This window comes from Archangium sp., assembly GCF_036277355.1.
In the GTDB taxonomy this organism is placed as follows: Bacteria; Myxococcota; Myxococcia; order Myxococcales; family Myxococcaceae; genus Archangium.
In genome coordinates this window covers 45,024-67,771 of sequence record NZ_DASUNC010000150.1, presented here as the reverse complement: position 1 = coordinate 67,771, position 22,748 = coordinate 45,024, and the positions used below count along the sequence as shown (strand labels likewise).

23 protein-coding genes are annotated in these 22,748 nt (G+C 69.7%); 8 read left to right on the top strand and 15 right to left on the bottom strand.

From position 1 onward, the window contains the following. Positions 1 to 5: 5 nt before the first annotated feature. The 5 genes from VFZ09_RS37375 to VFZ09_RS37355 all read left to right on the top strand — a co-directional run bounded on the left by VFZ09_RS37375 (position 6) and on the right by VFZ09_RS37355 (position 2,806). Positions 6 to 467 carry a RebB family R body protein gene (locus VFZ09_RS37375; RefSeq protein WP_329732550.1) on the top strand — a complete coding sequence of 154 codons (462 nt, stop codon included), beginning with the start codon at positions 6 to 8 and terminating at the stop codon, positions 465 to 467. A 209-nt stretch (positions 468 to 676) separates the two neighbouring features. Continuing rightward, a complete protein-coding gene (locus VFZ09_RS37370; protein WP_329732549.1) occupies positions 677 to 2,137 on the top strand; it encodes a serine hydrolase in 1,461 nt (486 codons plus the stop codon). 19 nt (positions 2,138 to 2,156) lie between these two features. Further along, entirely contained in the window at positions 2,157 to 2,285 is a 129-nt protein-coding gene (locus VFZ09_RS37365; RefSeq protein WP_329732548.1) for a hypothetical protein, read from the top strand. After that, complete coding sequence (locus VFZ09_RS37360) at positions 2,255 to 2,461, top strand: hypothetical protein (protein ID WP_329732547.1); 207 nt, start codon at positions 2,255 to 2,257, stop codon at positions 2,459 to 2,461. The genes VFZ09_RS37365 and VFZ09_RS37360 overlap by 31 nt, the downstream gene beginning before the upstream one ends. A 96-nt stretch (positions 2,462 to 2,557) precedes the next feature. Then, positions 2,558 to 2,806, top strand: coding sequence for a mersacidin/lichenicidin family type 2 lantibiotic (locus VFZ09_RS37355; RefSeq protein WP_329732546.1), 249 nt, complete (start codon positions 2,558 to 2,560; stop codon positions 2,804 to 2,806). A 16-nt stretch (positions 2,807 to 2,822) separates the two neighbouring features. Here the strand turns inward: VFZ09_RS37355 and purB are convergent, their stop codons facing one another. The 15 genes from purB to rimP all read right to left on the bottom strand — a co-directional run bounded on the left by purB (position 2,823) and on the right by rimP (position 20,288). Further along, on the bottom strand, positions 2,823 to 4,136 hold the full coding sequence (gene purB / locus VFZ09_RS37350; protein WP_329732545.1) for an adenylosuccinate lyase: 1,314 nt from the start codon (positions 4,134 to 4,136) through the stop codon (positions 2,823 to 2,825). Next, complete coding sequence (locus VFZ09_RS37345; protein WP_329732544.1) at positions 4,133 to 5,077, bottom strand: ABC transporter substrate-binding protein; 945 nt, start codon at positions 5,075 to 5,077, stop codon at positions 4,133 to 4,135. Before VFZ09_RS37345 ends, purB begins: the two co-directional genes overlap by 4 nt. Next, positions 5,074 to 6,612, bottom strand: a complete 1,539-nt coding sequence (locus tag VFZ09_RS37340; RefSeq protein ID WP_329732543.1) for a serine/threonine protein kinase — start codon at positions 6,610 to 6,612, stop codon at positions 5,074 to 5,076. The genes VFZ09_RS37345 and VFZ09_RS37340 overlap by 4 nt, the downstream gene beginning before the upstream one ends. Before the next feature lie 220 nt (positions 6,613 to 6,832). Beyond that, on the bottom strand, positions 6,833 to 7,288 hold the full coding sequence (gene dut / locus VFZ09_RS37335; RefSeq protein WP_329732542.1) for a dUTP diphosphatase: 456 nt from the start codon (positions 7,286 to 7,288) through the stop codon (positions 6,833 to 6,835). Between the two features lie 48 nt (positions 7,289 to 7,336). Then, the gene (locus VFZ09_RS37330) at positions 7,337 to 8,347 is read right to left on the bottom strand and encodes a M23 family metallopeptidase (RefSeq protein ID WP_329732541.1); all 1,011 of its coding nucleotides are present in this window, start codon (positions 8,345 to 8,347) and stop codon (positions 7,337 to 7,339) included. Positions 8,348 to 8,359: 12 nt separating this feature from the next. Then, entirely contained in the window at positions 8,360 to 9,118 is a 759-nt protein-coding gene (locus VFZ09_RS37325; RefSeq protein ID WP_414640785.1) for a hypothetical protein, read from the bottom strand. 151 nt (positions 9,119 to 9,269) lie between these two features. Then, on the bottom strand, positions 9,270 to 11,441 hold the full coding sequence (gene pnp, locus VFZ09_RS37320; protein WP_329732540.1) for a polyribonucleotide nucleotidyltransferase: 2,172 nt from the start codon (positions 11,439 to 11,441) through the stop codon (positions 9,270 to 9,272). 395 nt (positions 11,442 to 11,836) lie between these two features. Beyond that, positions 11,837 to 12,109 (bottom strand): 30S ribosomal protein S15, encoded by a 273-nt coding sequence (rpsO, locus tag VFZ09_RS37315; RefSeq protein ID WP_043390443.1) that lies wholly within the window; start codon positions 12,107 to 12,109, stop codon positions 11,837 to 11,839. Positions 12,110 to 12,335: 226 nt separating this feature from the next. Continuing rightward, positions 12,336 to 13,205 (bottom strand): tRNA pseudouridine(55) synthase TruB, encoded by an 870-nt coding sequence (truB, locus tag VFZ09_RS37310; protein WP_329732539.1) that lies wholly within the window; start codon positions 13,203 to 13,205, stop codon positions 12,336 to 12,338. Positions 13,206 to 13,241: 36 nt separating this feature from the next. Next, a complete protein-coding gene (gene rbfA, locus VFZ09_RS37305; protein ID WP_329732538.1) occupies positions 13,242 to 13,601 on the bottom strand; it encodes a 30S ribosome-binding factor RbfA in 360 nt (119 codons plus the stop codon). Continuing rightward, positions 13,598 to 14,206, bottom strand: a complete 609-nt coding sequence (locus tag VFZ09_RS37300) for a DUF503 domain-containing protein (protein WP_329732537.1) — start codon at positions 14,204 to 14,206, stop codon at positions 13,598 to 13,600. The genes rbfA and VFZ09_RS37300 overlap by 4 nt, the downstream gene beginning before the upstream one ends. Before the next feature lie 87 nt (positions 14,207 to 14,293). Continuing rightward, positions 14,294 to 17,602, bottom strand: coding sequence for a translation initiation factor IF-2 (gene infB, locus VFZ09_RS37295; protein ID WP_329732536.1), 3,309 nt, complete (start codon positions 17,600 to 17,602; stop codon positions 14,294 to 14,296). Between the two features lie 71 nt (positions 17,603 to 17,673). Further along, positions 17,674 to 18,015 (bottom strand): YlxR family RNase P modulator, encoded by a 342-nt coding sequence (locus tag VFZ09_RS37290; protein ID WP_329732535.1) that lies wholly within the window; start codon positions 18,013 to 18,015, stop codon positions 17,674 to 17,676. Positions 18,016 to 18,056: 41 nt separating this feature from the next. Continuing rightward, complete coding sequence (gene nusA, locus VFZ09_RS37285; RefSeq protein ID WP_329732571.1) at positions 18,057 to 19,745, bottom strand: transcription termination factor NusA; 1,689 nt, start codon at positions 19,743 to 19,745, stop codon at positions 18,057 to 18,059. A gap of 60 nt (positions 19,746 to 19,805) precedes the next feature. Next, positions 19,806 to 20,288 (bottom strand): ribosome maturation factor RimP, encoded by a 483-nt coding sequence (gene rimP / locus VFZ09_RS37280; RefSeq protein ID WP_329732534.1) that lies wholly within the window; start codon positions 20,286 to 20,288, stop codon positions 19,806 to 19,808. Positions 20,289 to 20,503: 215 nt separating this feature from the next. Here rimP and VFZ09_RS37275 point away from each other — a divergent pair, with 215 nt between their 5' ends. From VFZ09_RS37275 to VFZ09_RS37265, 3 genes are all read left to right on the top strand, one after another. Further along, positions 20,504 to 21,307, top strand: a complete 804-nt coding sequence (locus VFZ09_RS37275) for a carbon-nitrogen hydrolase family protein (RefSeq protein ID WP_329732533.1) — start codon at positions 20,504 to 20,506, stop codon at positions 21,305 to 21,307. Between the two features lie 98 nt (positions 21,308 to 21,405). After that, entirely contained in the window at positions 21,406 to 21,852 is a 447-nt protein-coding gene (locus VFZ09_RS37270) for a FecR domain-containing protein (protein WP_329732532.1), read from the top strand. Beyond that, on the top strand, positions 21,849 to 22,730 hold the full coding sequence (locus tag VFZ09_RS37265) for a LysM peptidoglycan-binding domain-containing protein (RefSeq protein WP_329732531.1): 882 nt from the start codon (positions 21,849 to 21,851) through the stop codon (positions 22,728 to 22,730). Before VFZ09_RS37270 ends, VFZ09_RS37265 begins: the two co-directional genes overlap by 4 nt. The last annotated feature ends 18 nt before the right edge of the window (positions 22,731 to 22,748 follow it).

Genomic DNA, 22,748 nt, shown 5'->3' with positions numbered 1-22,748 from the left:
ACACCATGACGAAGAGTGCTCAGGACTTCGCCCGGGAGCTGACCCTGATCGTGGACGCCAGTGCCCACGCGCTCACGACCTTGAACCGCGTGCTCGAGCAGCAGCAGCAGAGCATCCTCGCGCTGGCCTCGCAGGGGGGTGTACCCACGCCCAACGCCCCTCGTCCCGCCACGGCCCAGGCCGCGGCCACGGCTCCCGCGACGAGCACCGTCCCGGCCGCGGCCGCCCCACCCGAGGCCCCCGCTCCAGCGGCGCTCTCGCCCGAGGCCCTGCTCGCCCAGGCCGGGAAGAGCGCTCAGGCCTTGATCGAGATCGCGCCCGAGTTCGCCATCGCCCACGTGCTCCAGGCATCGGCGCATGCGGTCAGCCTCGCCCTGATGAACACCGCCACCGCCCAGCAACAGCTCGCCATCGTCGCGCAGGCGGTGGTCACCCGAGGCGCGGCCAACCAGCTCATCTCCCGGTGAGCCCGCGGGCCGTGTTGCGCATGCGCCCTCTCCCTCTGGGAGAGGGCGGGGGCACTCGACTATGTCCAAACAACGCTCCGAGCGGATGCCAGAAGGACGCGGCGCCACCGGCACCGGGCAGGAACAGGAGGTGGTGTGTCATGGGCTATGCTCGACGGGGATTCCGGGCTCAAGCCCGGACCGTATCCGTTCAACACGTGGGGAATCGAATGAATTGGCTCCATGCGCGCATCGCGAGCGCGCTCTTCGTCTTCGTGCTGGCCGTGTCCGCCGAAGCGGCAACGCGGCAGCAGGAGATTGATCGGCTCGTCACGAAGTACCACCAGTTGCGCCAGTTCAACGGTGCCGTGCTCGTCGCCGACGAGAAGGGCATCGTCCACAAGAAGGGCTACGGCCAGGCGAACTTCGAATGGCAGCTGCCGAATACACCCGATACGAAGTTCCGCCTCGGCTCCATCACGAAGCAGTTCACCTCGATGGTCATCATGCAGCTCGTCGCCGAGGGGAAGCTCCAGCTCGATGACACGCTCACCAAGCATCTTCCGGACTACCGCAAGGACACGGGCGATCGCATCACGATCTCGCACCTGCTGAACCACACCTCGGGCATCCCGAGCTACACGTCCTCGCCCACGTTCTTCGCGAACGACTCGCGTGACCCCTATACGGTCGCGGACTTCGTGAAGAAGTTCGCCAGCGGCGACCTCGAGTTCGAACCCGGGACGAAGTGGTCGTACAACAACTCCGGCTACTTCCTGCTCGGCGCCATCATCGAGAAGCTCACCGGGATGACGTATGCACAGGCGCTGCAGCAGCGCATCTTCGGCCCGCTGGGGATGAAGAACAGCGGCTATGACGTCCATGCGACGGTGCTCCCGAAGCGCGCGAGTGGCTACCAGTACGGGCCCGGCGGCCTGGTCAACGCGCCCTACCTCGACATGGGGCTGCCGTATGCGGCCGGCTCCCTGTATTCGACGGTGGAGGATCTCTACCTCTGGGACCGGGCGCTCTACCTCGACAAGCTGCTCCCCGCGCCGCTCAAGCAGCAGATGTTCACACCGGGAATGAACCAGTACGCCCACGGATGGGTCGTGAAGCCGCTCACGCTGAACGACACCAAGACGGAGCTCGCCACCGTCAGCCACTCGGGCGGAATCAACGGGTTCTCCACGATTCTCATCCGCGCACCCGAGCGCAAGGAGCTCGTCGTGATCCTCGACAATACGTCGCGCGGGGACAAGCTCCTGGAGCTCGCGGCCGGAGTGCTGAGCATCCTTCATGGCATTCCGCCCCAACAGCCCCGGCAGGCCATCGGGGAAGTCGTGATGGCGGCCCTCGACAAGGCATCCGTGGCGGAGGCCATCGCCAGGTACAAGGCCCTCAAGGCGACGAAGGCGGCCGAGTACGACTTCTCGCCGGTGGAACTGAATCGCACCGGATATCAGCTGCTGGGCGCTGGGCGTGTGGCGGACGCGATCGCGATCTTCGAGCTGAACGTGGAGATGTTTCCCGGTGATGGGAACGCCTACGACAGCCTGGGTGAGGCGTACATGGTCAGCGGCAACAAGGAGCGGGCGATCGCGAACTACCGCCGCTCCCTGGAGCTGACCCCCAAGAACACCAACGCGGTGGAGATGCTCAAGAAGCTTGAGGCGCCAGAGCGGAATTGAGGCCTCTTCCAGAGCCACCATGAAGACCTACGAAGACTCCTCGCAATCCCCCGATGGGTGGAACGTCACCTCCACCCTGACGCTGGAAGAGGACGGGCGGTTCTCCTACTCGGAAGGGTGGACGGACTACTCGACTGCACGGAGATAGACCTCTGGGTGCTGCGGACCGACGGGCAGGTGCTGTGCATCGACCACGAGTCGTTCGCCCAGCGCGCGGAGCCGGAGGAGGAAGCCGAGGTCGCATACGGCAAGCTCGAGGCGGGAGCCATGAGGCATCCCGAACTGTTGGAACTACTCCCGCCCGACCGTGGCGGGCCGAGCTGACGAGACGGTCTCCCCGCCCCATCACACTTCGGGAGACAGGACTCCCTCCAGGTAGCCCGCGCCCATCCCGGAGCGCGGTCCGAGCCAAGGACAGCCATGGACACGAAACGAATCATCCGCGCCTGGAAGGAGCCGGACTACCGCGCCACCCTCACCGCCGAGGAGCGCTCGGCCCTACCCGAGAGCCCCTCCGGCAAGCCGCTCACCGAGTTCGAAGAGGACGCGCTGCGCGGTGTCGTCGGGGGCAAGCCCTTTCCGAACCCCAGTGTCCTCGACGACTTCAACTGCACGGGCTTCTGCTCCGTCCTCACGTGCGACTTCACCCTGACCTTCGGGGGCCATTGAGCCCTGAAGGTGCCCGCTACTCGCTCCGGCCGAACACCCGCTGGAAGATGTCGTCCACGTGTTTGATGTGATAGCCGGCCGAGAAGCAGTCCTCGATCTCCGCCGGCGTCATCACCGCGAGCAGATCCTGGTCCTCCGCGAGCGCCTGCCGGAAGGACACGCCCTGCTCGTACATGCGCATCGCGTTGCGCTGCACGATGACGTACGCCGCCTGGCGATCCATCCCCTTGCGCGCCAGCTCCAGGAGGATCCGCTGCGAGTTCACCACCCCGCCCAGCATGTCCAGGTTCTTCTGCATGTTCTCCGGGTAGACGCGCAGGTTCTCCATCAGCCCGGCGAAGCGGTGCATCATGAAGTCGGCCACGATCGTCGCATCCGGGCCGATCACCCGCTCCACCGACGAGTGCGAGATGTCCCGCTCGTGCCAGAGCGCCACGTCCTCCAGCGCGCTCACCGCGTAGCCGCGCAGCAGCCGCGCCAGCCCGGAGAGGTTCTCCGAGAGGATGGGGTTGCGCTTGTGCGGCATCGCGCTCGAGCCCTTCTGGCCCGGGGTGAAGTGCTCCTCGGCCTCGCGGACCTCGGTGCGCTGCAGGTGGCGGATCTCCACCGCGAACTTCTCGATGCTCGAGCCCAGCAGCGCCAGCGCGGAGAAGTACTCGGCGTGCCTGTCCCGCTGGACGATCTGACTGGAGGCCGGCGCGGGCGTGAGGCCCAGCTTCTTGCAGGCGAACACCTCCACCGCGGGCGGCAGGTGCGCGAACGTGCCCACGGCGCCCGAAATCTTGCCCACGGCGATGACCTCGCGGGCCCGGAGCAGGCGGGACTCGGCGCGGCGCAGCTCGTCGTACCAGATGGCCAGCTTGTGCCCGAAGGTGATGGGCTCGGCGTGGATGCCGTGGCTGCGGCCCATCATCAGCGTGCGCTTGTGCTCGAAGGCGCGCTTCTCCACCGCGGCCATGGCGCGCCCCACCCCCTGGAGGATGAGATCCACCGCATCGCGCAGCACCAGGCCCAGCGACGTGTCCAGCACGTCCGAGGACGTCATGCCCAGGTGCAGCCAGCGGGCGCTCGGGCCGATCCGCTCCTCCATGAAGGTGAGGAAGGCGATGACGTCGTGCTTGGTGGTGCGCTCGATCTCCTCGATGCGGGCGGCATCCGCCTCGGTGAAGTCACCGGCGCGCTCGAGGCAGTCCTGCAACGCCTCGCGCGGGGCGATGCCCTGCTCCACCATGCCCTCCAGCGCGGCCAGCTCCACGTCGCGCCAGCGGCGCAGACGGGCCACGTCGGTCCAGAGGGAAGACATCTCCTTGCGGCTGTAACGCGGAATCACTCGAAGACCCTCACGGGGAAGTCCCGCTTGGCCGCGAACCGGAGCAGCTCCAGCACCACGTCCCTGGAGCCTCCCAGCTTGCTGGCGGCGGAGAGATTGACGGCCAGGTCCATCCCCTCGGGCTGGGAGACCGCCAGCGCACCGGGATCGACCTTCTCATGGATGATGCGGTTGGCCAGCCGGCCCGCCTGCTGCCCGATGGCGGTGGGGCTGGGAGCGAGGGCGAGCGTGGCGCCCTCCTTCACCTGACTGGGGGTGAGGCCCACCAGTGGCAGGTGTTGAGCGGTGGCGAACGAGATGAGCTCCTGGACGACGGCGGCGTTGCCCACCGTCTTGTCGGCCACCATGAGCAGTGCGTCCACCTTGTCCTTCGAGCCGGCGAGCACCTTCTCCGCCTTGCCCTGCGCGTCCGCCGCGAGCGGCACGATGGAGAGGCCCAGGGGCCCCGCGGCCGACTGCGCCGCCTCCACCAGCCCGGCGGAGAAGCGCGGGTCATGCAGGATGCCCACCCGCTTCGCCGCGGGAGCCACGGACTTGAGGGCGGCGAGCTCGGGGCGGAAGTCGCTGGTGAGCGCGATGCCGGTGATGTTGGGGCCCTCCAGGCCGTACTTCTCGTAGTAGGGCACCATGACGAAGAGGACGGGGACCTGCGTGTCCAAGGTGCGGCGGGCGGTGTTGGCCGCCAGCGGGCCGATGGCCAGCACCAGCGCCGGCTTCTGCGAGGCGATGCGCTGGAAGGCCCGGGCCGCCGCCGGGGCGCTGTCCTCCAACGTCACCTCCACCACCTCGGCGCGCACCTCGGCGCTGAAGCCGGCCACCACCGCCGCGTAGGGCGCGAGCCCGGCGGACTTCACCACCACCACGCGAGGCCGCGCCGGCTCCGAGGCGGCCACCAGCGGCGCCCACAACACGAGCAGGGCGAGCCACCCCCACCGCTTCATGGCTTCGCCCCCTGCGAGGACGAGGGCGCCGCGGGAGCCGGCTGGGCGCCATGGCGGATCTTCCACAGGATCCAGTAGCCGCCCGCCGCGCCCAGGCCGAGGCCCGCGAGCGTCAACAGCACCAGCACCACCGTGGAGGAGCGGGAGCGGGGAGCCGGTGCCGCGGGCCCGTTCCGGGGAGCCACGCGGGCGGGAGGAGCCTGCACCACGGGCCGGGGTGGGGGCTCGGCACGCGCGGCGGGAGCCGGAGCCGGAGCAGCCGGAGCCGGGCGAGGCTTGGGAGCGGGAGCGGGAGCGGGCTTGGGCGCCCGGCCCATCATCGCCGCGAGCGTCGCCGAGTCGAGCGGCTGGGTGGCATCCAGCGGACGCGCGTTCTCCGGAGCCTTCGAGGCGAGCCGCTGCTCGATGCTGTCGGCGGTCAGCAGCTCGGTGGGCGCGGAGTCCACGCGGGGCGCCTCGAGCGTGGGAGTGCGCGACACGGGGACCTCCTGGACGGTGGCCTTGGGGAGCTCTTGTTGGGTGGGGGCGCCGCCCACGACGGGCACCTGGATCGTCGGGGCCGCCAGGGCGGGCAGCTCGGCGGTGGGAACGGGCGGCGGCAGCATGTCGTCGCCCAGCGGAGAGGCCGTCGCCAGCTCGGCGGTGAGACTGAAGGGCACGGGCTTGGGACGGGGACGGGCGGCCCCCGGGGCCTGCGCTCCCGCCGCGGGCTTCGCGGACCCGGACGGCGGCCTCGGACGCGCCAGGGCCGCGGAGAACTCGGTGAGGAACTCGCTCGCCGTCTTCGGCCGCGCGAGCGGATTGGCGTTGACGGTCCGCCGGTAGAGGGACTCCACGCCGGGGGGCAGCTCGGGATCGTGGGCCTGCAGGTCCGGCAGCTCCCCGTCCTCGGGCGTCTGGCCGGTGAGCAGCTCGCCCACGATGACGCCGAGCGAGTAGAGGTCCATCCGCGTGTCCAGCTCGCCACCTTCGGCGTACTCGGGGGCGACGTAGCTCGCGACGCGCCAGACCTTCTGGGCCTGGAGGAAGGGCAGCCGGGGAATGCCGAGCGCCAGCCCGTAGTCCGTCACCTTCAGCATGTCCGGCAGGACGAAGATGTTGTCGGGCTTGAGGTCCGAGTGCGGCCCGTACTTGTGGGCGGTGTTGAGCGCCTCGACGAGCTGCGCCAGGAGGGGCTCGAGTTCCCGGGCCGAGAAGCGCTGCCCCTGGGCCGCGCGTTGATCCATCATCCGCCGCAGCGTCATGCCCTCGAGCAGCTGGGTGGTGAAGTAGGGCCGGTTGCGCTCCTCGCCCTCCTCGTAGACGCGCACGTGGTGGGGGTGGGTGAGCTTCTTGCCCTGGCGCAGCGCGAAGGAGAACTGGGTGCGCTCCTCGGGCATCTGCACCAGGCGGGGGTTGATGACCTTGAGCGCGACCTCGACGTCCATCTCCTGGTCGAGCGCGCGGAAGACATGGCCCACCGGGCCCGGTCCGAGCACCTCGCGGATGGCGTAGCGCCTGGCGAAGACGTCGCCGGGCTTGTAGGGAGCCTCCACGCTCGCCCCACGACGGCGCGGGCCGGCCCCCGCCGCGGCGCCCGAGAGCTTCAGCCCACAGGTGGCGCAGGATTCACTGGTGTCGGGGACCTGGCTGCCGCAGCGGTGGCAAAGCAAAGCGGTCGAACTCCCGGAGGTGGGGGGGCTGTTGCGGGGCCTCCAGAAGGCACCCTCGAACGGTCTTAACCCGCCGCGCGAAGACGGGGCAAGGAACGCCCGCTCAGCGGCCCGTCGAGCCGAAGCCCCCCGCTCCCCGCTCGGTATCGTCCAGCACCGTCAGCTCCACCAGGGACACCTGGGACACCGGAGCCACCACGAGCTGGGCGATGCGCTCGCCGCGCCGGAGGGTGAAGGGCTGTGACGAGAGATTCACCAGGAGCACCTGGACCTCGCCCCGGTAGTCCGCGTCCACCGTACCGGGTGAGTTCAACAGGGTGATGCCGTGCTTGAGCGCCAGTCCCGAGCGGGACCGGAGCTGCGCCTCGTAACCGGGGGGCAGCGCCAGGGCCAGGCCCGTGGGCACCGCCGCCCGCTCCATCGGCCCGAGCGTCAGTTCCCCATCGATATCCGCCCGCAGATCCATCCCCGCGGCCAGCGCGGTTTCGTAGCGCGGCAACGGCAACGGCTCGGCATGGGCGCGCACGCGGCGGACCCTCACGCTGACGGACGAAGTCATGTGTGATGAGGTAGCACAATGTGGCCAGGAATCGAGTTCTCGGCCTGTTCAGCGAGAGGACTCGTCCGCCACGGGAGTGGACCTGGGACGGAAGCGCAGCGGGTCCACGGGCTGGGCGGAGAGCTCGAGCTGGTAGTGCAGGTGGGGCCCAGTGGAGCGGCCGGTGTTGCCCGAGCGGGCGATGAGCTCGCCGCGAGCCACGCGCTGCCCGGGCCGGACGAGCAGCTCCGAGTTGTGGCAGTAGGCCGTCGTCACGCCGCGGCCATGGTCGAGGATGAGCACCCGGCCATTCACGCCGTCCTCGCTGGCGCGGCGCACCGTGCCCTCGGCCACCGCGCGCACCTCGGTGCCCACGCGGACGGAGAGGTCCACGCCGGTGTGCAGCTTGCGCGTGCCCAGCACGGGGTGGAGGCGGTAGCCGAAGGGGCTCGTCACCGGGGTGTGCTCCGGCACGGGCCAGGCGAGCCCGAAGGCCGTGGCCAGCGCGAGGGCCTGGGCGGCGGCCACGGTGGCGTCCTCGTAGCCGGGCGGGAGCTGTCTCGCGAGCCGCTCCAGACTCGGAGTTCCCCCCTCGGCCGCCACGCGGGCGGCGGCATAGCGGGCGGGGACGCGGCCGGCGAAGACGGCGGTGAGGCGGGACTCCTCGTAGGGGAAGGCGCTGGCCAGGGACTCGTGCAGCCTGCGAGCGGCGGCGGGGCCGCGGACCTCGTCGAGCAGGGACTCAGAGGGGATGCCCAGCTCCGTGGCGAGCGCGAAGGCGGGAGCCCGGGCCGCGGGCGAAAGGCCCTTGAGCGCCAGGTGGGTGCCATACGCGAGCGCCTCCGAGCCGGTGAAGGGCCGGAGGGGTGGCGCCACGGGGGCGAGCGCGGGCGCGGACACGCCGGAGGAACTGACGCCATCGTAGTAGGCGAGCAACGGCCGGGCGGTGCTCCGGCTCCCGAGGACCCAGGCCGAGGTGCGCCGCACGAGCGCGCCCGCGGGCGTGTGGTGCCAGGCGCACCAGAGGCAGAGGGCGGCCAGGGAGAAGTCGAGCAACCCTCGGACGTGGCGTGGGAACACGGGGCGTCCTCCTCAGCGCACGAAGGACCAGAGGGGCGAGGCATCGAGCGCGGCGGCGAGCGCGAGGGGCGCCACCAGGGCGGAGCCGGGCAGGCCGTAGGCGAAGGCCCGTGCGAATCCGCGAGCGTGCTGCTCGGAGGCGGCGTCGGCGTGCTGGAGGTTGCGCAGAACCGCGCGCCAGCCCAGCCGCCACAGGAGTCCCACCAGGGCCGCGAGCGCGAGGCCCCGGGCCACCCCATCCGCCACACTCTCGCCGAGCAATTCGCGCCACGAGAGGTACACCGAGCCCTGGACGAGCCGCGCCACGGTACAGGCGCCGGCCACGGCCACGAGCGCGGTGGCCAGCGGGCGGATCCACCGCATCGTGGTGGGCTTGCGCAGGCAGCGCCCCAGCATGGCGCGCCACGTGTGGCGCTGCGGGAGCGCGAGGGGGGACCGGACTGGAGACGGCGCCTCCTCGCGGTAGCCGAGCGCGGGCAGAGCGAGCACGACGTCCGCCGTCAGCTCCCAGGCCAGGGCGAGGGCGCGAGCCAGGGTGGTGCGCCGCTCGAGGGAGAGCAGGTCCACGAGGGGCGCGGTGAAGCTGTAGCGGCCCACGATGCGGTCGAACGCGGCATCGGCCAGGTCGACCACGGCGAGGAGCCGGTCATCGAGCGTATCGGCCGCGGCGTGGACGCCCACGGCGATGAGAGCCAGCAGGCCGAGCGGCATGAAGGCCCACCGGAAGTGGCCGAGGAAACGCGAGAGCGCGGTGAAAGGCCCTGGGGACACGCGAGGCTCCGGAGGTGGACCCGCACATCAACGCACGAGCCACCAGGAGGATTTTTCCCGCCAGGAGCCCGCAAAGGAAGAAGCCCTCCCCCGCCGGAGCGGAAAGAGGGCTTCGCGTCACCCACTCCCCATGGGAGAGGGGTGCGCCGGCTCAGGCCTTGGCGCCCGGCTGGGTGGCCCCGGCCTGGGTGGTGTCCGTCGGAGCGGGGGCGGTGCCCTGCTGCGTCGCGGCGCGCTCGGCCATGGCCTCCTTGCGCGACAGGCGGATCTTGCCCGTCTTGTCGATGCTGACGACCTTCACCAGCACCTCATCGCCCTCGTTGAGCACGTCCGACACGCTCTTCACGCGCTTGTCCGACAGCTCGGAGATGTGGATGAGACCATCCGTGCCCGGGAACAGCTCCACGAAGGCGCCGAACTCGGCGATCTTCCGCACCGTGCCCGTGTAGATCTTCCCGATCTCCGCCTCGCGCGTGAGCGCCTGGATCATCGCGATGGCCGACTTCACCGAGTCCACGTTCGAGCTCGCGATGTCCACGCGGCCCGAGTCGTCGATGTTGATGACGGCACCCGTGCGGGCGATGATGTCCTTGATCACCTTGCCGCCCGGCCCGATGACGTTCTTGATGAACTCGGGGCGGATCTGGATGGTGGTGATGCGCGGCGCGTAGGAGCTGATCTCCTTGCGCGGCTCGGCCATCGTCTTGAGCATCTCGCCCAGGATGTGCAGACGGCCCTGACGCGCCTGCTCCAGCGCGCGGCTCATGATCTCCGTGGTCAGCCCGGTGATCTTGATGTCCATCTGGATGGAGGTGATGCCCTTCGAGGTGCCGCACACCTTGAAGTCCATGTCGCCCAGGTGGTCCTCGTCACCGAGGATGTCCGAGAGGATGGCGACCTGATCGCCCTCCTTCACCAGGCCCATGGCGATGCCGGCCACGGGGGCCTTGATGGGCACGCCCGCGTCCATCAGCGCCAGCGTGCCACCGCACACGGAGGCCATGGAGGACGAGCCGTTGGACTCGAGGATGTCCGACACGAGCCGCACCGTGTACGGGAACTTGTCGCTCGGGGGCAGCATGTTGCGCAGCGCGCGCTCGGCGAGGGCGCCGTGACCCACCTCGCGACGGCCGGGGCCGCGCAGGGGCTTGGTCTCGTTCACGCTGAACGGCGGGAAGTTGTAGTGCAGCATGAACCGCTTGAAGGACATGCCGCCGAGCAGCTCCAGCCGCTGCTCGTCCTCGGAGGTCCCCAGCGTGGCCACCACCAGCGCCTGCGTCTCGCCGCGGGTGAAGAGCGCGCTGCCGTGGGTGCGCGGGAGCACGCCCACCTCGTTGGTGATGTCACGCACCTTGTCGTGGCCGCGGCCGCCGATGCGGCCACCGTTCACCGTCAGCGTGCGCATGTGCTCGTACTTCAGGTCCTCCACCACCGCCTTGGCGTGCTTCTCCACCTGGGAGGTGAAGGCCTCGCCCATCTGCTCCTTGAGCTTGGACAGGGCCTCCTTCTTGGCCTTGGAGAGCGCGTCGTAGCGGGCCGCCTTCTCCTTGATGGTGTAGCCCTGGACGATGCCGTCCCAGGCCAGCGCGCGCACCTTCGCCTTCAGGTCCTCGGCCACCGCGGCGACCTTGTCGTAGTTGCGCACCGTCTTGTTCAGCGCGCGCCGCAGCTCGTCCTGCAGATCCAGCGCGGGCTGCACGGCCTGCTTGCCGAACTCGAGCGCGGCCACCATGTCCGCCTCGCTCACCTCCTCGGCACCACCCTCCACCATCACGATGGCCTCGCGGCTGACGGCCATGACCAGGTCGATGTCCGACTGCTCGCGCTGCTTGGAGGTGGGGTTGGCGATGAGCTTGCCGTCCACGCGGCCCACGCGGATGCCGGCGATGGGGCCGTTGAACGGGATGTCCGACACCCACAGCGCCGCGGAGGCGCCGGTAATCCCGTGGATGTCACCCTCGTGCTCCGGGTCCGCGGAGATGACGCTGGTGATGATCTGCGTCTCGTAGGCGTACCCGTCCGGGAACAGCGGGCGGCAGGAGCGGTCCACGATACGGCTGGCCAGCGTCTCCTTCTCCGTCAGGCGCCCCTCGCGCTTGAAGTAGCTGCCGGGGATGCGGCCGGCCGAGTACAGCTTCTCCTGGTACTCCACCGTGAGGGGGAGGAAGTCCACGTCCTTCTTCTCGCGCGCGCTCACCGCGGTGACGAGCAGCATGGTGTCGCCGTAGCGAACCACCACGGCGCCATCCGCCTGCTTGGCCATGTGGCCGGTCTCGATGGACAGCTCGGTCTCGCCAATCTTGACGCTCTTCTTCAGATGCATATCGGTCTTGCCTCGTACTTCCTGGTGGCCCCGCGGACGCGTGCCCTGCCTTTGGACAAAAGAAAGGTGAGGGCCCACGCGCCTCGGTGCGAGGCCTGTGGGGTGGATGCGGTCGCCTGGCCTGGAACAGGCGGATACGGGCAACCGCGGCTGGACTGCGTGGGGGCGCCTCGGAAGCGCCAGAGGGATCGCCGGAGCTTTGATCCCTGATCGCGCGGGCCGACCCGTCTGCTGCACGGGTCGGCCCGTCCGAACGGAAACCAAAACCTCCGTCCAACCACTCCGTTGCTTCTTGCTTCGCCCCGCTCTCTTCCTCGAACTGCGACTCTGAACCGCGACTCCGTAACGACTCGGGGCGCTGACGGATGCCAGCGCCCCGATTCACTGCCGTGGGCCTACTTGCGGATGCCGAGGCCCTCGATGAGCTTCTTGTAGCGGTTGGCGTCCTTGCTCTTCAGGTAGTCGAGCAGGCGGCGACGCTGACCCACCAGCTTCAGCAGACCGCGGCGGGAGTGGTGGTCCTTCTTGTGCGTCTTGAAGTGCTCCGTGAGCATGGTGATGCGCTCGGAGAGCAGGGCCACCTGCACCTCGGGAGAGCCCGTGTCGCTCTCGTGGGTGCGGTACTTCGCGACAACCTCTGCCTTGCGATCCTGATGCAGTGCCGACATGTGCTTCCTTCTTCTTCCCGCTCCGGGGGGTGGGTACTGCGGTCGCCGCGGTCCGCGGAGGGGTACAGACCGGGCTTCCTTCTACTGACGAACCGGGGGCTTATAAGCACCGCCCGTGCGGGCGGTCAACCTGAAGCGCCCGGGCAACTGACTGGAAACGGGCCAGTGGACAGTCCAATGCCCCCGGGACGAGGGGCTCCAGGACGCTCTCCAGGGCTGCAGGGGGTCAGACGAGCACCCGCAGGTACCGCAGCCGGCCGCGCACCACCTCGGCCACGGCGAGCAGCGCGTCCGAGGGGTCCACCACCCGCACCCGGCCGGGATGGGCGGGCGCCTCCACGGGCACGCCATGGGCCACCCGGGCCGCGTCCGCCGCGCTCACCCGCACCGCGGGCAGGTCCGTGAGGGCCTCGGAGATGGGCAGCAGCCGCTTCGCCAGGGCCTCGGGCTCCCGGGCCAGCTCGGCCAGGTCCGCCAGCGGCAGGGCATGCGCCAGGGCGAAGGGACCGCTGTGGGTGCGCCGCAGCGCCTCCAGGTGGGCCCCGCAGCCCAGCGCCCGGCCGATGTCATAGGCCAGCGTGCGCACGAAGAAGCCCTTGGAGCAGCGCACCGACAGGCGGAGCTGGTTGGCGCTGAAGTCGCGCAGCACCAGCTCGTACACCGTCACGTGGCGGCTGGCGCGCTCCACCTCCTCGCCGGCGCGGGCGAGCTCGTACAGCCGCTTCCCACCCACCTTCACCGCCGAGTACATGGGCGGCACCTGCTCGAAGGAGCCGCGGAAGCGGCCCAGCACGTCCTCCAGCAGCGCGGACGTCAGGGCGGGCACCGGAGCCTCGGCCACCACCTTGCCCTCGGCGTCCTGGGTGTCCGTCTCCGCGCCCAGACGCACCACGGCGTCGTAGGCCTTGTCGCCCTCGGTGATGAAGCCGGCCACCTTGGTCGCCTCGCCCAGGCACAGGGGCAGCACCCCCGTGGCCATCGGGTCCAGCGTGCCGGTGTGGCCCACCTTCTTCACCTTGAGCAGACCCCGGACCTGCCGCACCACGTCGAACGAGGTGGGCCCCTTGGGCTTATCGATGACCAGGACGCCGTCCATGCTTCCAATCCTCACCGGCAACCGCACCGTGCGCGGCTACCAGCCTTCCTTGTCCTTCACCTCGCGCAGCAACCGCTCGATGCGGTCACCCCGCTCCAGCGACTCGTCGAAGGTGAAGAACACCTCGGGCGAGACGCGCAGGTTCACCGCCTCGGTGATTTCCCGGCGGATGTAACCCTTGGCCGCCTCGAGACCTTTCTGGGTCTCCTTGCGCTCCTGCTCGCTCCCCATCATCGAGTAGTAGACGCGCGCCGTCTTCAGGTCCGGCGACACCTTCACGCCGGTGATGGTGATGAAGCCGATGCGGGGATCCTTCAGCTCACCCCGGGTGAGCATCCTCCCGAGCGCCGCCTGGATCTCCTGCCCCACCCGCTCCGGCCGATTGCTGGTACTCATTTCTTCTCCCAATCCCTCGGGTTGCGCAGGCTCCGGGCGCGCGCCCGGGCATCATCCAGGGACAGCGGCCCCTGCTGCCGCTCCGTGCCCCGGGCCGGCCGCCCGCTCTCCTGCCCCTGGTGCCGGCGCTCCCAGTCCGCCATCCCCTCGGCCTCGGCCATGGAGCGATCTCCACGGCCCATGCCGGCGATGAGCTCCTCCAGGTCCGCTTCCGGACCCGCCTCATCGTCCGACGCCTCCTCCTCGTCCGATTCCTCGTCGTCCCCGGCCTCGGCCCGTCCAGCGGACCGCGGCGGTCCGGGGGTGTACAGCGTGTCCCCGAAGGCCATGATCTCCGTCTGCCGGGTCAGCAGGGGCGCGACGTACATCTCCTCCACGAAGTGGATGATCTTCTCCATCTGCTCGTCGACGTGGCGGCGCTCGTTGCCCACCACCGCCAGCGCGAGCGTGGCCTTCTGCCAGAGATCCTGGTCATCCACCTCGGCCACCGCCACGTTGAACCGGGCCTTCACCCGTTCCGTTACCCGGCGGAGCACCTGCCGCTTGGCCTTGAGGGAACCGCTCTCCGGAATCTGCAGGGTCAGACGTGCGACGCAGACGAACATGACACTCAGGACCTCGGCCCGGTGACCTCGCCTGGACGGCGGGCCACCGGGTGCATTCCGGTGGTGACGGACAGCGGCCAGAGCGAACTAGCTCAGGCTCGGCCGCGTCTCCTCGATCTCATAGGCCTCGATGATGTCGCCGGGCTTGAGATCGCTGTAGTTCTCGATGCCGATACCGCACTCGAAGCCCTGGGCGACTTCCTTCACGTCGTCCTTGAAGCGGCGGAGCGAGGCCATCTTGCCGGAGAACAACTGCTTGCTGTCGCGCAGCAGGCGGACGAAGGCACCACGCTTCATCACACCGTCGAGCACCGCCGCACCGGCGATGGTGCCCAGCTTCGGCACGTTGAAGGTGTTGCGCACCTCGGCACGGCCCAGCTTGCGCTCGGTGCGGATGGGCTCCAGGAGGTCTTCCATGGCCTTGCGCACACCGTCGATGAGCTCGTAGATGATGCTGTAGGTCTGCAGCGTCACCTCCTGAGCCTTGGCGGCGGCCTCGGTGCCGGACTCGGGCTTGACGTTGAAGCCCACCACGAGGCCCTTGGAAGCGGCCGCGCGCATCACGTCGCCCTCGGTCATCGCGCCCACACCCGAGTGGACGATCTCCACGCGGACCTTGTGGGTGGACAGCTTCTGGACGGCCTCCTTGACGGCCTCGGCCGAGCCCTGCACGTCCGCCTTGATGACGAGGCGCAGCTCCTTGGCACCACCGCCCGCCTTGGTCTTGGCGAACAGCTGCTCGAGCGTCTCGCGGGTGCTGGGCTTGCCCAGCTCCGCCTCACGGCCCTTCATGGCGCGGTGGGAGGCGATCTCCTTGGCCGCCTTCTCGTCGGCCACCGCGTTGAGGGTGTCACCCGCGGTGGGCACACCCGACAGACCGATGAGCTCGGCGGAGTAGCCCGGGAGCACTTCCTTCACGGACTCGCCCCGGCTGTTGTTCATGGCGCGCACGCGGCCGAAGTGCGTACCGGTGACGACGGCATCGCCCACCTTGAGCGTGCCCTCCTGCACCAGCACCGTGGCCACGGGACCGCGGCCCTTCTCCAGCTTGGCCTCGATGATGGCGCCCACCGCCGGACGGCCCGGGTTGCTCGTGAGCTCGAGCACCTCGGCCTGCAGCGCGATGTTCTCCAGCAGCAGGTCGATGCCCATCTTCTGCTTGGCGGACACCGGCACCATGATGGTCTCACCGCCCCACTCCTCGGGGGTGAGCTCGTAGTTGGCCAGGTCCTTCTTCACGCGGTCCGGATTGGCGCCCGGCACGTCCATCTTGTTGATGGCGACGACGATGGGCACCTCGGCGGCCTTGGCCTGCTTGATGGACTCGATCGTCTGCGGCATCACGCCGTCGTCGGCGGCCACCACCAGCACCACGATATCCGTCACGTTGGCGCCGCGGGCGCGCATGGACGTGAAGGCCTCATGGCCCGGGGTATCCAGGAAGGTGATGTCACCGCGCGACGTCTTCACCGAGTAGGCGCCGATGTGCTGGGTGATGCCACCGGCCTCGCCGGCCGCCACGTTGGCGGCGCGGATGGCGTCGAGCAGGCTCGTCTTGCCGTGGTCGACGTGACCCATGACCGTGACCACCGGCGGACGGGTGCGCTCGTCCTCGGGACGCGCCTCCACCTCGGGCAGGAAGTCCTCGACCTCGAAGCCCGCCTTCTCCACGCGCCAGCCGTAGTCGGTGGCGAGCAGCTCGGTGGTCTCCGGATCGATGATCTGGTTGGCCGTGGCCATCTTGCCCAGGCCCATCAGCTTCTTGATGAGCTCGTTGGTGCGCACACCCATGCGCTGGCCCAGGTCGGACACGGAGATGCCCTCCTGGATCTTGATGACCTTCTTCTCCTCGGCCATCTGGGTGATCTGCGTCTTGGCGCCCTTCTTCGTGGGCTTCTTCTTCTTGCCGCGGATGGGGATGGTGACGCGTCCCCACACGAGATCGGAGATCTCCTGCTTGGACGGACCGCCCTCGCCCGCCGGACCGCGCTTGGTGCGGCCCGCCTTCTCCTTGTCCTTGCCCTTGGAGACGTCGACGAGCTCGCGGCCCCGGCCGGCGTGGTCGGGGATGACCCGGAACTCACGCTTCTCGGTGCCGATGGCGCTCTTGCCCGGCGCCATGGGGTACTGCTTGCCCGCGCCACCCGTGGGCGTCACCCGGCGAACCTGGATGAGCGGACGGGAGATGACGACGGCCTGCGTGGCCGTGGGACGCAGCGAGCGCGGATCCTGCGTGACCTGCTGGTGGGGCACACCGCCCACCATCACCTGCTGGCCCGTCTGACCCGGAGCGCCGGGCTGACCACCCGCCGGAGTCCCCGGAGAGGAAGGACGCACCGGACCGGTCGACTGGATACCGCCACTGCGCTGGTACTGGCTGGGCGCGCCACGCTGGTACTGGCCGGAGCCACCGGGACGGCCTCCCTGACCACCAGGGCTACCGGGACGGCCTCCCTGACCACCGGGACCGCCAGGACGGCCTCCCTGACCACCGGGGCCACCGGGACGGCCTCCCTGACCACCGGGACCGCCGGGACGGCCTCCCTGGCCACCGGGACCGCCGGGACGGCCTCCCATGCCCCCGGGACCACCCGGGGAAGAGGTCCGATGCGGACCGGAAGAAGGATGGGCCGAGGGGGTCCGGACAGTGGGTGGAACCGCCGAAGGCGGGCGGGTAGACAAGCTGGGTGACTCCTTGACAGAGGATGGCGGCTGCGCGGCGGCAGCCGGGGGCGGGGTGGCCGCACGGGGCGGCTCCGCGGCCCGTGGCGCCTCAATGGCGGCCGCGGGGGACGACGGCTGCGTGGCGGGGCTGGACGGCTCCGCGGCGGCAGGCTGGGCCTCGGCACGGGGTGCCTCGGCGGGAGGAGCCGGCGCCACGGGGGCGGCCGGAGCCTCGGAAACGGGAGCCGGAGCAGCGGCCCGCGGCGCCTCGACGGCGGAAGCGGGCGGAGCGACGGGAGCGGCCGACACTTCCGGAGCGGCGGCGGGGGGCGGCTGCGACGCAGCGGCCCGTGGGGCCTCGGCGGCGGGAGCCTCGACGGCCCGCGGAGCCTCGGCGACAGGTGCCTCGGCGGCCGGCGCCTCGGCGGCACGCGGGGCCTCGGAGGCCGGAGCCTCGTCATAACCGGCGTCGGAGGACGAGGGAGAGCTCGTCGGCGCCCTGCGGCGCACCACGAATCCCTTGGCCGTCACCGGCGCCGCCGCCTGCTTGGGCTTCCGCTTGTCCAGGATCTTCTGTACGGCAGCGGTGGCCTGATCGTCCTCGAGCGAGGACGAGTGGCTCTTGACGTCGTAGCCGAGCGCGACGAGCTCAGTCACGACCTCTTTGTTGTCGAGCTCGACCCCTTGGTCCTTGAGCTCTTTTGCAATCTCGTGAACGCGCTTCTTCGACATACGTTGCTTGGCCTTTTGCTCCGCCGACTACCGGGCGCAGCACCCTAATCCAAAAATGTGTGCGAGTGGTGCTAACACCCACTCCCCCCGGCCGCTCCACCTCGAGCCGGGCCCGACTCCAACGCCTGTCCCAGGGCCGACGGGTCGACCGCCCCCGCCTTCCCCCGGAAGGCCCTGCCAAAGGCCTTCCGCTTCACCGCCGCCGCCAGGCACCCGGCTCCGCAGAGCCATGCCCCCCTCCCAGGGAGCCGCCTCGCCCGGTCCACCACCACCGCGCCCTCGGGGCTCACCGCCAACCGGGTGAGCTCCGACTGGATCCGCCGGGCGCCGCAGCCGATGCAGCTTCGCACCGGTCCGGCGTTCGCCGGGAGTTCTTCTTTTCTTCTATTACCGGAACGAGCCTTCAGGCGCATCCCCCCTGCCCACCGAGCGAGCTTACGATCTTACCCCGACCTTAGACCAGGGCGCCCGCCGGAGGGGCGGCCGAAGAAGAGGCCCCGCGCTCGGCGTTGAGCTCCGCCCGGAGCTTGGCCTCCTCCACCAGGTAGTTCTCCGCCGCGCTCTTGAGCTGGCGGGCCTTCTTGATACCAACGCCCGGCACGTCGCCCAGTTTCGCCAGGTCCTTCTCGTTGGCGAGGTCCTCGACCGTCTTGTAACCGGCCAGGCCCAGCTGTTCGATCGTCTTTTCGCCCATGCCCCTGACGCGGGCCAGACGCTCCGTCTGACTGAGCTCGTCCGGATGACGGCGCGCCTCGGCCTGGCGGGCCTGCTCGCGCTCGCGCTCCATGCGCGACAGCTCGGCCGCGTCCAGCGACATCTGCTTCCGGGCCTCCTCCTGCATGGCGGGAATCCGCGACGGGTCCATCCCCGGAATCTGGCCCAGCATCTCCGGATTGGCTTCGGCGATGTCCTTCGCCTGACGGAAACCGTGCGCGTAGAGCGTCTCGACCAGCATCTCGTTGACACCCGGAAGGGCGCCCAGCGAACGGTTGGCGAACTCGCGCATCTCGCGCACCCGGCTCTCGCTGTTGATGTCCAGCTTCCAACCGGTCAGCTGTGCCGCCAGACGGACATTCTGCCCGCGCCGGCCGATGGCCAGCGACAGCTGGTCATCCGGGACGATGAGCTCCATGGCGTGGTTGGCCTCGTCGATGATGACGCGGCTCACCTCGGCCGGGGCCAGGGCGGCGCACACGAAGCGCGCCGGGTCCTCGTCGTAGGGGACGATGTCGATCTTCTCGCCGCGCAGCTCCTGCACCACCGCCTGCACGCGGCTGCCCTTCATGCCCACGCACGCGCCCACCGGATCCACGTCCGAGTCGCGGCTGGACACGGCGATCTTCGCGCGCCCACCCGGCTCACGCGCCGCGGCCTCGATGACGACGATGCCCTCGGCGATCTCCGGCACTTCCATCTCGAACAGCTTGGTCAGCAGGTTCACGGAGGCGCGGCTGAGGACGATCTGCGGGCCCTTGGACTCGCGCAGCACGTCCAGCACGTAGGCCTGGACACGGTCACCGGCGCGGTACGTCTCGCGCGGCACCTGCTCGCGCACCGGGAGCACCGCCTCGGCGCGGCCCAGGTCCACGATGATGTTGCCGCGCTCGAAACGCCGGGCGATGCCGGTGACGATCTCGTTGCGCCGGTCCTTGTACTCGTTGAAGACGTTCTCGCGCTCGGCGTCGCGGGTGCGCTGGAGGATGACCTGCTTGGCCGTCTGGGCCGCGATGCGTCCGAAGCCGCGGCGGAACGTCTTCAGCCGGAGGATGTCCCCGTACTGATCGTCCTGCGCCTTGGCCTCCGCCGCGTCCTCGTCACGGTAGAAGATCTGGAACACGAGCTCGTCGCCCGGCTCCACCTCCATGCCCTTCTTGTGCGCCTCGTCGAGGGAGATCTGATTCACCGCCTGGATGGGGTCGGTGATGGTCTCCACCACGGTGATGGCCTGGAAGAGCTCCACCACGCCCTTCTCCGGATCGTACTTCGCCTCGAGGTTGCGCTCCTGGCCAAAGTGCTTCTTGGCCGCGGTCGTCATCGCGTCCTCGAGCGTGGCGATGAGCACGCTGCGGTCGATGCCCTTGTCCTTGGCCACCTGGTCCAGGACGAGGTTGAGGTTGATGTTGGGGTTGGCTGGCGTGGGCATCATCTTCTCCAAAGGTTCCACGGGCGCGCCCGCGCGAGGGCGCACCCTGTATGTGGACTGCTAGAACTCGAACTCCAGATTGGCCTTGGCGATGTCCTTGAAGGAGATGCGGAAGCTGCCCGCCCCTTCCACGTCCACGGCGATGGCGTCGGCCGCCACCTCGGTGAGCGTTCCGGTGAAGTTCTTGCGCGGCGGCTCCCCGATGGGACCAAAGGTCTTCACCTTGACCTTCTGGCCCTTCACCCGCTCGAAATGCGCGGGCTTCTTCAGGGGCCTGTTCACACCGGGGCTGGAGACCTCCAGGCTGTACTCGTGGGGGACGATGTCCTCCACGTCCAGCACCGTGTCCACCGCCCGCGAGACCTGCGAGCACTCGTCCAGACCCACCCGTCCACCCGGCTTGTCGATGAACAGGCGCAGGATCCAGCCCTCGCGCTCGCGGAGGAACTCCACCTCGAGGAGCTCCAGCCCCTCGCCCGCAACGATGGGCTCGAGCAGCTCCTGCGCCCTTGCCTCCACCGTTTGCTTGATGTTCTCCGCCATAGGCCGCTTCGAAAACTCCGGACTCCAAAAACACGAAAAGCGGGCGCGACGGCCCACTTTTCGAGGAACTGCGTCGAAAAATGTCGGCGGCGTCCGTAGCACACGCCACCTCGGGGTGTAAAGGATGACGCACCCCTTGTCCTGACATCCAACAGTCCCCCCAGGGGTAGGGATTCCCGGGGTTTCCGTGGACGGGGACCGGTTATAACGCCCCCATGCACCTCATTGCCGCAGCCCAGATGGTGTCCACCGCGGACAAGGCCCACAACCTCGAATCGGCCACCCGGCTCGTCCGGCGTGCGGCCGACCTGGGAGCCCGGCTGGTGGGCCTGCCCGAGAACTTCAGCTGGATGGGTCCAGAAGCCGAGCGCACGGGTGCCGCCGAGACGCTCGAGGGGCCCACGCTCTCGCGCATGGCCGAGCTGGCACGGGAGCGGAAGGTGACACTGCTGGCCGGTTCCATCCTGGAGACGGGCGCCCCGGGCGGCCGCCTCTACAACACCACCGTCCTCTTCGGGCCGGACGGCGCGCGGCGGGCCGTGTACCGGAAGATCCACCTCTTCGACGTGGACGTGGGTGACGGGACGCCCTACCGCGAGTCGGAGGCGGTGGCCCCCGGCAGCCAGGTGGTGACGGCGGACACGGAGCTGGGCCGGCTGGGCCTGTCCATCTGCTACGACCTGCGCTTCCCCGAGCTGTACCGGCGCCTGGCCCAGGAGGGCGCGACGCTGCTGGCGGTGCCGGCGGCCTTCACCCTCATGACGGGCAAGGATCACTGGGAGGTGCTGCTGCGCGCGCGCGCCATCGAGAACCAGTGCTACCTCTTCGCCCCGGCCCAGGGCGGACGGCACTCGCCCCAGCGCGTCACCTGGGGCCACGCCATGGTGGTGGACCCGTGGGGGCTGGTAACGGCCCGGGCGTCCGAGGGCGAGGGGCTCGCCGTGGCACCGGTGGATCCGGAGCTGCTCGCCCGTATCCGCAAGAATCTGCCCTGCCTGCAACATCGACGGCTGGACTGAACCGACCGAGCACTTGTGACCAGCCCCCTGGGTCCCGGGTCCATTCCCCGTTACACTGGAGGACCGGAACCTCTCTCGTGAAAAGACGCTGGTCCTCTATGGTGTTCGTCCTCCTCGGGACTTTGTCGGTGGGCTGTCCCGCCGATGAGAAGCCCGTGGCCCCGGTGCAGGCACCGGCCGCGCCGCCTCCGGTGCGCCGTGCCCAGCTCAAGGGCCTTCAAGGAGATGTGAAGGTCAAACGCGCGGCGGGAGACGAATGGCTCCCCGCCCAGGAGGGCATGCCCCTCTTCGAGAACGACAAGGTACGGACCGTGGCTGGTGCGGGAGCGCAGATCGTCTTCGCCAATGGAAGCATCGTGAACCTGGGCGACGACGCGCTGATCGGCATCGCGGAGACGCGGCCCAGGCCCGGGCAGGAGCGCACGGACCTGACCGTTCTCCGCGGACGGGTGGACGCCGAGATGGAAGATCCGGCACGCCAGTCCCTGTCCGTCACCACGCCAGCGGCCACCGTCCGGGCCGGAAGGGAGATCGTGTTCCAATGAAGGCGTCCCTCCTGCTCGCATTCCTGATGCTGGCGCCCACCGAGGTGGTGGTGCGCGATGGAGAGTCCCTCGCCGAGGTGGCCCAGCGCACGCTGGGAGACCGCGGGGGTGCCAGTGAGCTCAAGGCGCTCAATGGATTGAAGGACAACGCGGTGGCGCCGGGCACGAAGCTGAAGCTGCCCGGGCCCAACCGCGAGCTCGCCCAGCGCTCGCTGACGACGGCGCGCAACGCGCTGGCCCAGGCGGACACGCAGGCGGCCAGGCGCGAGGAGGCCGCGGCCAAGCTGAAGGAGGCCGAGGCCTACTTCCAGGGTGCGCGCTACGACGACGCCGCCCAGGCCGCCGATGGTGCCTGGAAGCTGGTGGCGGCGACACAGCCCACCGCCTTCACCGTGAACGTGAACGACAAGGGCATCACCACCGTGGAGTCCCGCTCCGGCCAGCCGGTGCGCGTGGAGGCCGAAGGCGTCACCCGTCCCGTCTACCCCGGCGAGAGCGTGCGCGTGGAGAAGGGCCAGCCGCCGCCGATGCCCCGGGCGCCGCTGGCCGTGCCCCAGCCCACCTCCCCCGCCGACAAGCTGAAGCTGACCGTGCAGCCCGCCAAGAGCGGCCCGAGCCCCGTCACCCTCGCGTGGAAGCCGGTGGAGGGCGCGGAGGGCTACGAGGTGGAGCTGATCCCCGCCCGCGGGGAGAAGCGCACGCTGCAGGCCAGCGCCCACCAGCTCCGCGTGTCGCTGAGCGCGGGCGCCTACCGCTGGAGCGTGCGCGCGGTGGCCCGCGACGCCCGCTCCGAGGCCTCGGCCGAGCAGGGCTTCGAGGTGGCGGAAGCGCCGGCCAGGCCCATCAATCTCCAGGTGCAGCCCTCGAAGTGGAAGTAGCGCGGGAGGCGCGTCCCC

Excerpts from the sequence above, each read along its gene's own strand:
- VFZ09_RS37365 (WP_329732548.1), top strand. The coding sequence starts at position 2,157 with ATGAAGACCTACGAAGACTCCTCGCAATCCCCCGATGGGTGGAACGTC.
- VFZ09_RS37300 (WP_329732537.1), bottom strand. The coding sequence starts at position 14,206 with ATGTTCGTCTGCGTCGCACGTCTGACCCTGCAGATTCCGGAGAGCGGT.
- rpsO (WP_043390443.1), bottom strand. The coding sequence starts at position 12,109 with ATGTCGGCACTGCATCAGGATCGCAAGGCAGAGGTTGTCGCGAAGTAC.
- infB (WP_329732536.1), bottom strand. The coding sequence starts at position 17,602 with ATGTCGAAGAAGCGCGTTCACGAGATTGCAAAAGAGCTCAAGGACCAA.
- VFZ09_RS37270 (WP_329732532.1), top strand. The coding sequence starts at position 21,406 with ATGGTGTTCGTCCTCCTCGGGACTTTGTCGGTGGGCTGTCCCGCCGAT.
- VFZ09_RS37355 (WP_329732546.1), top strand. The coding sequence starts at position 2,558 with ATGGACACGAAACGAATCATCCGCGCCTGGAAGGAGCCGGACTACCGC.
- VFZ09_RS37265 (WP_329732531.1), top strand. The coding sequence starts at position 21,849 with ATGAAGGCGTCCCTCCTGCTCGCATTCCTGATGCTGGCGCCCACCGAG.
- dut (WP_329732542.1), bottom strand. The coding sequence starts at position 7,288 with ATGACTTCGTCCGTCAGCGTGAGGGTCCGCCGCGTGCGCGCCCATGCC.
- VFZ09_RS37345 (WP_329732544.1), bottom strand. The coding sequence starts at position 5,077 with ATGAAGCGGTGGGGGTGGCTCGCCCTGCTCGTGTTGTGGGCGCCGCTG.
- VFZ09_RS37375 (WP_329732550.1), top strand. The coding sequence starts at position 6 with ATGACGAAGAGTGCTCAGGACTTCGCCCGGGAGCTGACCCTGATCGTG.
- truB (WP_329732539.1), bottom strand. The coding sequence starts at position 13,205 with ATGGACGGCGTCCTGGTCATCGATAAGCCCAAGGGGCCCACCTCGTTC.
- VFZ09_RS37290 (WP_329732535.1), bottom strand. The coding sequence starts at position 18,015 with ATGCGCCTGAAGGCTCGTTCCGGTAATAGAAGAAAAGAAGAACTCCCG.
- rbfA (WP_329732538.1), bottom strand. The coding sequence starts at position 13,601 with ATGAGTACCAGCAATCGGCCGGAGCGGGTGGGGCAGGAGATCCAGGCG.
- VFZ09_RS37370 (WP_329732549.1), top strand. The coding sequence starts at position 677 with ATGAATTGGCTCCATGCGCGCATCGCGAGCGCGCTCTTCGTCTTCGTG.
- rimP (WP_329732534.1), bottom strand. The coding sequence starts at position 20,288 with ATGGCGGAGAACATCAAGCAAACGGTGGAGGCAAGGGCGCAGGAGCTG.
- pnp (WP_329732540.1), bottom strand. The coding sequence starts at position 11,441 with ATGCATCTGAAGAAGAGCGTCAAGATTGGCGAGACCGAGCTGTCCATC.
- VFZ09_RS37275 (WP_329732533.1), top strand. The coding sequence starts at position 20,504 with ATGCACCTCATTGCCGCAGCCCAGATGGTGTCCACCGCGGACAAGGCC.
- nusA (WP_329732571.1), bottom strand. The coding sequence starts at position 19,745 with ATGCCCACGCCAGCCAACCCCAACATCAACCTCAACCTCGTCCTGGAC.